Below are 669 nucleotides of genomic sequence, written 5' to 3'. Positions count from 1 at the left end.
GATTCGCCGCACAGAAAGCTCTCACAAAAGGCACACCCGGCTGTCTGCGGCGAGGAGAAGGCACTTCTGCGGAAGTGTAATAACCCACTATGACACTTTCATCCCTGTGGTCTGCAAAGTGTAGTGGGCTCTCCGAGGGGGAACGGCTGTATAGAGTGCGTTTCGGGCAAATCGCCGCATACGTGTATACGGAAGATGGGTACGCACGTACGCAGTAAATCGGCCAAGTTCTCCCATGTAGAGGGTGTAATTTCGATAAAGAACGTGGTATAATTGACTCAACAAATCGATTTGTGGAGGCGATTATTTATGAAAAAAGAAACCAAGAAATCTATCTTATTCTATGCAGCTTCTGCTCTGTTATATATGGCTTCACTTATTAGCTTCATAAGTGGAAATGATAATTCTATGGCTGTTGTATGGTTGTGTCTTGGTTCATCATTTCTTTGCCTTGGCTCGACGCATCTTTGTTTAGGTTTGTCTCGTAAGAAAAAGGGAAACGACAAAACCGATGCAAGCAATAAATAAATTCCTAGTATATCGCACTCACTCCTAAGCAGGGTTTGGGGCAGGCACGCCCCAACAAGAAGCTGTCCCAAAAGGGCAAGAATTTTCAAGAATTGAAAATTTGTGGCCACGGGACGATTCTTGCTCTCACGAAAACCCATA

At 44.8% G+C, this 669-nt stretch carries 1 protein-coding gene; it reads left to right on the top strand.

Translation table 11 applies throughout. The annotated features are described in order from the left end of the window. Positions 1-309 precede the first annotated feature (309 nt). Positions 310-528 carry a hypothetical protein gene (locus tag D3F01_RS15875; RefSeq protein ID WP_080545308.1) on the top strand — a complete coding sequence of 73 codons (219 nt, stop codon included), beginning with the start codon at positions 310-312 and terminating at the stop codon, positions 526-528. Positions 529-669 lie beyond the last annotated feature (141 nt).

Origin of the sequence: Faecalibacterium sp. BCRC 81149, from assembly GCF_022750605.1 — a bacterium.
Lineage (GTDB): Bacteria > Bacillota > Clostridia > Oscillospirales > Ruminococcaceae > Faecalibacterium > Faecalibacterium duncaniae.
The sequence above is the reverse complement of the archived record's forward strand: the minus strand, read 5'-3'. Positions and strand labels throughout refer to the sequence as shown.

What these genes read in the sequence shown, in the direction of transcription:
- D3F01_RS15875 (WP_080545308.1), top strand. Translation starts at nt 310, where the DNA reads ATGAAAAAAGAAACCAAGAAATCTATCTTATTCTATGCAGCTTCTGCT.